5 protein-coding genes are annotated in these 7119 nt (G+C 32.0%); all 5 read right to left on the bottom strand.

The window, feature by feature from the left end:
- Nucleotide 1 precedes the first annotated feature (1 nt).
- Complete coding sequence (locus O3650_RS09390) at nt 2-2593, bottom strand: glycosyltransferase (protein ID WP_261029775.1); 2592 nt, start codon at nt 2591-2593, stop codon at nt 2-4.
- A gap of 11 nt (nt 2594-2604) precedes the next feature.
- Nucleotides 2605-3813, bottom strand: a complete 1209-nt coding sequence (locus O3650_RS09395) for a glycosyltransferase (protein WP_261074792.1) — start codon at nt 3811-3813, stop codon at nt 2605-2607.
- Nucleotides 3814-3831: 18 nt separating this feature from the next.
- Nucleotides 3832-4710, bottom strand: a complete 879-nt coding sequence (locus tag O3650_RS09400; protein ID WP_261029777.1) for an acyltransferase — start codon at nt 4708-4710, stop codon at nt 3832-3834.
- A complete protein-coding gene (locus O3650_RS09405) occupies nt 4707-6791 on the bottom strand; it encodes a glycosyltransferase (protein WP_261074791.1) in 2085 nt (694 codons plus the stop codon). The genes O3650_RS09400 and O3650_RS09405 overlap by 4 nt, the downstream gene beginning before the upstream one ends.
- A 154-nt stretch (nt 6792-6945) precedes the next feature.
- The coding region (locus O3650_RS09410) for an LPXTG cell wall anchor domain-containing protein (RefSeq protein ID WP_371492000.1) at nt 6946-7119 on the bottom strand (174 nt) is incomplete at its 5' end.

A 7119-nucleotide genomic window follows, 5' to 3' on the forward strand; every position in this document is an offset into this window, starting at 1 on the left:
TCTATAAATTATGAAAAATTTCTTTATATAACTGTATAGCATTTGTATTATCAATACCAAATTCGACTTCATTGTCAATATGATATTTCAAAAATTCTTTTGTTTTAGCTAAATAAAGATTAGTATCAACAGTTTTTCCAATAAGAAACGGTAGACGACCCAACCTTATTTCTACATTATCCATCAAATACTTATCACTAATTTTTCTCGCCCTAGTAGATAAATGATGCTGTCGAAAATTATAAAGGGCCTTATTGAGATAAATACAACTCTTGATTTGTAAAAAAATCTTAAAATTAAACTCTAAGTCCTCTCCCATTATTCGTTGTTCATTAAAGGTAGCAGTTTCTAAAAAGTTACGTTTAAATAGTTTCCCCCACGATACATTAAATGTACTATCATAATTCTCTAAATTTGGTAATGAATTTAACAACTCGTTTCCAGTATAATATTTTTCGTAATAATCTTGTTCCCAAACATGCAAATAAAAACATCCATCGTTCATACTGTATTGTTTATATGTCAGAACTGCTAAATCTGCATTATATTCATTTATTTTCATATACAATAATTCTAAATAATCAGAATCTACCCAATCATCCGAATCAATAAAGGTTATATATTGTCCTTTCGAGCGTTCTATACCTAGGTTACGTGCCGAAGAAACTCCACCATTTTCTTTTTCAAAATAACGAAAACGAGAATCCTTCTCAACATACTCTCTACAAATTTCAGCAGAGTTATCTGACGAACCATCATTTATCAATAAACACTCAAAATTTTGATAAGTTTGATTCTGAATACTTTCCAAACAATGTCTCAAATAATTTTCAACATTGTAAATAGGCACGATAATACTTATCAGTTCTCCCTTTTCATACTCTTCGATTTGTGATAATATTTTTTCTTTTTCTTTTTGATATCTCTCTATATACTGAGTAGGTACTTTCTCGCTTCTATAATTTATGTGTAGTAGTTTTAATTTTTCTACCCAAATTTTTATGTTACGTGATTCGTCTTTGAAAAAATAATCAAATTTTTCAAAAATTTTAAATATATCTAAATCTTTCTCCGAAAACGAACTTGTAATAATAGAGTTTTCTCTAATTCTATAAGTATACACAGTCTCCTGTATTTTAACCCATTTATTTGAGCTAGTAACGAACTCTGGTACGACAGCTAAATCTTCAAAAATCCATCCTTCTGGAAAAAAACTACCGTGCAACATTTCCCTTCGAATTAGTTTCCCACAGGAACTATTTCTAATTTTTTCTAATGCTAGACACTTTAATTTTTCTACCGTAGTTTCTAGAGCTACTTTATGTGGTTCAGATTGAGGAAAATAATAGATATTTCCATCATGATAATGTTCAAACAATCCCTCTATAATATCAACACCTTCTTCAATTTGTGCCGTCATTTTTTCTAAGAATGTAGAATGAATATAATCATCACTATCCACAAAACTCACAAAAGAAGAATTAGCGCTAAGATGTTTGATTCCTGTATTTCTAGCCGAACTTAGACCTTGATTACTTTGATTGATTAGCTTAAAACGACTATCCACTAGATACTCTTCTGCTATTTGTTTCGAATTATCTGTAGAACCATCATTAACCATAATACATTCAAATTTCTGATAAGTTTGTTTTTGAATACTGTCCAAACACTCTCGCAAGTACTCTTCAACGTTATATATTGGAACTATAATACTAATTAAGGCTTTATTTTCATAATCTGCTATTTTAGATAATATTTTTTGTTTTTCTTTTTTATATAGCTGTTTATACTGACTATTCTCTGGTACAAATTCTATGTCATGATAATTCAAATGTAAGTATTTTATTTTTTCAACTAATAATTTTGTTACATCACTCTCATCTTTAAAATAAGAATCAAATTTCTCTAATATCTTGAATATATCCAATTTTTCTTCTGAAAATTCTTTAGTAGTAATTGAATTTGGACGAATCCTGTAACCATAGATAACTTTTGGTAATTTAATCCATTTTCCTGAATGACTTACCAACTCTGGAACAACTGCTAAATCTTCAAATATCCAACCTTTTGGGAAAAAATCTTCTGTTAATAAACTTTTTCGAAACAATTTTGGAAAAACGTTAACTCTCAGCTCATTTAATGCTAATTCTCCCAATTTGCTATCCTTACTTATTAATATTTTTTTCTCAAAATTATGAGAGACATTATCCACTTTTATTTCATCATGGAAAAATTCAATCATTCCTTCTATAATATCAACATCATCTTCGATGTGTTCTATTAAAGTTTCTAAGAAATCAGGATAAATATAATCATCACTATCTACAAAGGATATAAAAGTAGACTCTTCTCTAATATGACTAATACCCGTATTTCTAGCCGAACTTAGACCTTGATTACTTTGATTGATTAGTGTAAAACGACTATCCACTAGATACTCTTCTGCTATTTGTTTCGAATTATCTGTAGAACCATCATTAACCATGATACATTCAAAATTCGGATAAGTTTGTTTTTGAATACTATCCAAACACTCTCGCAAATACTCTTCAACATTATATATTGGAACTATAATACTAATTAATTCATCCATAAGCTATACAATTATTCTCCTAAAAACTGTTTAATAACTTTTACCATTTCCTTTGGCTCTGATGAAGACAATATCTGACTTCGATTATTTGTATCATGACTCGTATTCTCAAAAGTAAATATTGGTTTCGATAAGTGATGAACTTTTGAAATAATATTATCTATTTCTTGATTATGATTGATATCTAAATAAAAATCTAACTTACTCAGCATTTCTTGAGATTGATACGGTGTATAATTGGGATAAAGAGATACATTTTTAAAGGTGTTCAGTACTTGTACTCTCGGTCCAAAATAACTATGGGCAAAAATGTGAAAGTGAACATTAGAGAGGTTTTCTACTAGATATTCTATGTGTTCTAAATCTTGTGTATCTGTAAAAATAGCCGTATGGAATAAGCAAACTGATGCAATTTCACTAAACGTAGTTGGTTTGCTATCAACTTGCGATAAAATAGTTTGCCAATCCAAACCATTGTAAAACCACCACAATTCTCTATATCTTGTTTTTGATGAATCATTCCAAGGTTTATCTTTACCTTCAAAATGGATAATAGCAGGTTTATAGGTTTCATCCCAACTATTTAAAAACCACTCTGGCTTTTGAGCCCAATAAGCTAAGGTATCAAGCCCAACCATAAAATTATAATGAGGAGATACTTTCTTCCACTTATTTTCAAATAATAGATTTAAGACTCCCTGATCCCCATAAACTTCTTGATGCTTTTCTGCAGTCAACTCTAAAAGATTTTGACAAATATTATCAGTTTTCCACTTATGAACATTTACCATCATCATCCCTGCATTAAAAATATTTTTATACCACCCATCTGGAACGGCGATTATATAATTTTCTTCAAAATCTTTCTGAAATAACAGATCTATATTCCCATGAACAACCATATCACAATCTAAATACAAAGCCCTATCTTCTTTTACAAATTCTGCAATAAAATAGCGAAAATAAGTCATATACTTGATGTGTTTATCAGGAGTAGAAAAATGCTTTACTTTTTCTGCATCAATTTTTATATTCAAAATTTCACAGTTTATTTCCTCTAGTCTCTTATCCATCAGATAAAACCACTCTTTGGGAATATCTTCATTAAAAATATAAAATTTCAAGTCTCTATTATGGTAACAAATAGATTTAATAGTTGTTTCCAATTTTTCTCGATAATTATTATCTGCTCCTAAAACGATTGCTTTTTTTGTACTCATACTCCACTCATTTCCAGATTAATTTCTTTTCTTTATAATCAGATTCCTATCTTGATAAACCACACTATTTGCTGGAACATCATCGCGAATAAGACAGCCTGCTCCTATAATGGTATTATCCCCAATAGTCACTCCTTTTAAAATCGTGACATTGCTTCCTATCCAACAATCTCTTCCAACTCTTATTGGCGCTGTGGTCCACTGCCATTTTTCTATCTTTTCAGCGGTATAAATATGGTCATGATCATAAAAACGGACACCTTCCCCCATCATGGTACCTACCCCGATTTCAATTCTCTCCATACAGTTAAAACTACAAGAGTTATTGATAAAAACACCATCATGCAGTATTAACTTACCAGAAGAAACATGAAAATTTTCAAAATTTCTGCAGATGACATTGGCTCCTACAAGCAAGTTTGCCTTATCATCGATTTGAAATACATTCCAAGTCCCATCTTGGATGATTTTTTCTTGATGATTGGTGTAGACTCTGACTTCATTCAGATAGTCTCTCACTCTAGAAACCAATTTATCTGGTGTACTTGACAGAAAAACTTCCTGCCCCTGATTTCCATGGGCTGTATTATCAAATGCAAAGACAGGTTTCCCAGTCTGGACAAACTTGGAAACAATAGAATCGACTTCTTGAAAACAATTGATATCTAGTAGAAAGTCACACGTATTGATTAGAAAGTTTAGCTGTTCTTCATTTGTAACCGTTAGGAGACGGACATTATAGTTCATTTCTAAACTACGGATTTTCTCGGAAAACTGGACAGGGGCTGCAATATGAAAACAGATGTTTGGCAAGTTTTCTAGGAGATAATCCAACTGTTCAATCTGATCACTAACCGTCAAAATCAGAGTATCTCCTGATAGATGTTTTTCCTTCATTTGCTTATTTCTCTTATTTTTTCAATCATTGATTGAACTTGGTCAACAGAATATACTTCCTGACCAACTTCGTAGGATTTGGTGTTTTCAAAGGATAAAATAGGTTTCCCAAGTCTTGCAAATTGATTGAGAATTTCCTCTGTTTTTTCACCATGATTAATATCTAAAAGGACTTGACAAGTATCTACCAGTTCGTCATCGACGTCTAGCAAATAATGGATGCCATTAAAAATAGTCACGTTTGGATGAACTATCAACTGTGCTAATTTATCACTGACCATTACTCTAGCTGCTATCTTAAACTGAATGGCTGGTAAGGATTGAATCAATGTTTCAAGTTGTTCAATATGGTCTGAAGCAGTATAAATTAAACAAGCGAAAGGCTCTTTTGTAGGATAGATATGAGACTTTTGTAGTGGATGTAAATGATAATTTTGTCCCAACTCTGTCCATTCTAGATTATGGTAATACCACCAAACATCGCGATAGGTTTGAGCTGCCAAATCCTTCCACGGTTTCCTATGAGAAAGATAATGAATAATAGCAGGATAATCTTGACCTGCAGGTAATTGATAATCAGTGAACTGCTTATGAATGACAATATGATTATAATCAAAGTTCAATTCCAACCATCTATCTTTAAAAAGCATATTCAAGATACTCTGATCTGCCTGATCCACCTTATCATGCCATTCATTGGTCAAATCAATCAACCTTTGAGTCATCTGTTCTTGTTTCCACAGGTCATTATTGATTAAGAGAACACCTGCATTAAAAATTTCCCGACCGAAATAGGCTCTGCCCCCGAAATCTCGAATAGCTGCCAAAGGATAATCTTGTAAGTCTGTAGCAAACAAGTCATCTAAATTTTTCGTTACAACTAAATCACAATCCAAGTAGAGGGCCTTTTCTTCTTTCACGAAATCAGCTACGAAATAGCGTAAAAAAACTGTATAACTAATATCCGTTTTATAACGGGCAATTTGCTCAGACGTCACTCGGCAATTAATAATTTCTGAATCAAACTTTTCCAAGCGCTTATTTAATTGCTTAATCCACTCATTTGGAAAATCACTATTAATCAAATAAAAACGGATTGAGCGATTGTGATAGCAAATGGACTTTATAGTCGTCATGACCTGATCTACATAAGCATAATTTGCCGCGAGGACAATAGCCTTCTTTTCCTTTTGCTCCTGTATTGACAACTGATTTAAAAGAGTTCTTTTCATTTCAAACTCTTTATACGTTGCTGTATCAGATAAGCCACTAACTTGACCATTCGCGAGACTGACTTCCAACATCTGACGATAAACTGCTAAGTGTTCCTCAAGAGGATACCCCATATTAGCTAGTAGAGTAATCCGTTCGGACATAGCATCAACTATGGCATGCATCCACTTTTCTGTCCAAGTCTTTGTAATACTCCCATTTCTCTGGCGATATGCATAAAGACCTTGATTTATATAAACTATTTTTTCAACCAATAAGTATATCTTTTGATTAAAATATCCATCCTCTCCAAGTTTACCTTTATCAAATCGAATATAATCAAATAATTTCGCCTTATAAAGTTTCCCACACGCAGAAATTAATGCGAAATTCTTCATTTCTTTTGATTCATATAAGTTCTCAAAGATAGAAACATTGTCATATACTTTCTCATAGTAAGAGTCCGCACTCATATGAAAATAGAACAGTTTTTCATCTTCATTATATGAGTAGTAATTCCCGACTGAAACATCTGCTTGATACTCGATCAGTTTATCGTATAAAACTTCTACATAATCCGACTCAACCCAATCATCTGAATCAATAAAAGTTACATAGGAACCAGTCATTTTGTCCAGACCTACATTTCTCGCATCTGATAAACCACCATTTTCTTTTTCAATATAAATAATCCGATTATCTTTGCGTGCATACTCTTGACAAATTGCGCCCGAACTATCTGTAGAACCATCATTGACAACAATAATCTCAATATTTTTATATGTTTGTTTTATTACACTATCCAAACACTTATCTAGGTAATGTTCAACATTATAAACTGGTACAATTACTGTAATTTTTTCAGTCATGAAGCCTCTCTCCTTTCCTAATATTATAACATTTTTTACCCTATTTCTCAGCATCTATTCACTTTTAGTATCAAAAAATCCCCTGGATGATTTTTCATCCAAGGGATTCTTCATAAATCGAAATAACAATACTTTCTATGTATTTTTTATCCGATTATTCTTCATCATCACGTTTACGGCGTTTCGCAAACAGACCTAAACCAGTCACAGCTGCCAAAGCTCCTAAAAGTACAGATGATTTGGAAGCTTCTGTACCTGTATTTGGCAATTGCTGTCTTGACTTACCTGCTGATTCTGATGGTGTTTCAGAAGCACTTGTACTTGTTGA

Origin of the sequence: Streptococcus sp. 20925_1_24 (genome assembly GCF_041432335.1) — a bacterium.
In the GTDB taxonomy this organism is placed as follows: domain Bacteria; phylum Bacillota; class Bacilli; order Lactobacillales; family Streptococcaceae; genus Streptococcus; species Streptococcus mitis_BM.

What these genes read in the sequence shown, in the direction of transcription:
- O3650_RS09390 (WP_261029775.1), bottom strand. Translation starts at nt 2,593, where the DNA reads ATGGATGAATTAATTAGTATTATAGTTCCAATATATAATGTTGAAGAG.
- O3650_RS09395 (WP_261074792.1), bottom strand. Translation starts at nt 3,813, where the DNA reads ATGAGTACAAAAAAAGCAATCGTTTTAGGAGCAGATAATAATTATCGA.
- O3650_RS09400 (WP_261029777.1), bottom strand. Translation starts at nt 4,710, where the DNA reads ATGAAGGAAAAACATCTATCAGGAGATACTCTGATTTTGACGGTTAGT.
- O3650_RS09405 (WP_261074791.1), bottom strand. Translation starts at nt 6,791, where the DNA reads ATGACTGAAAAAATTACAGTAATTGTACCAGTTTATAATGTTGAACAT.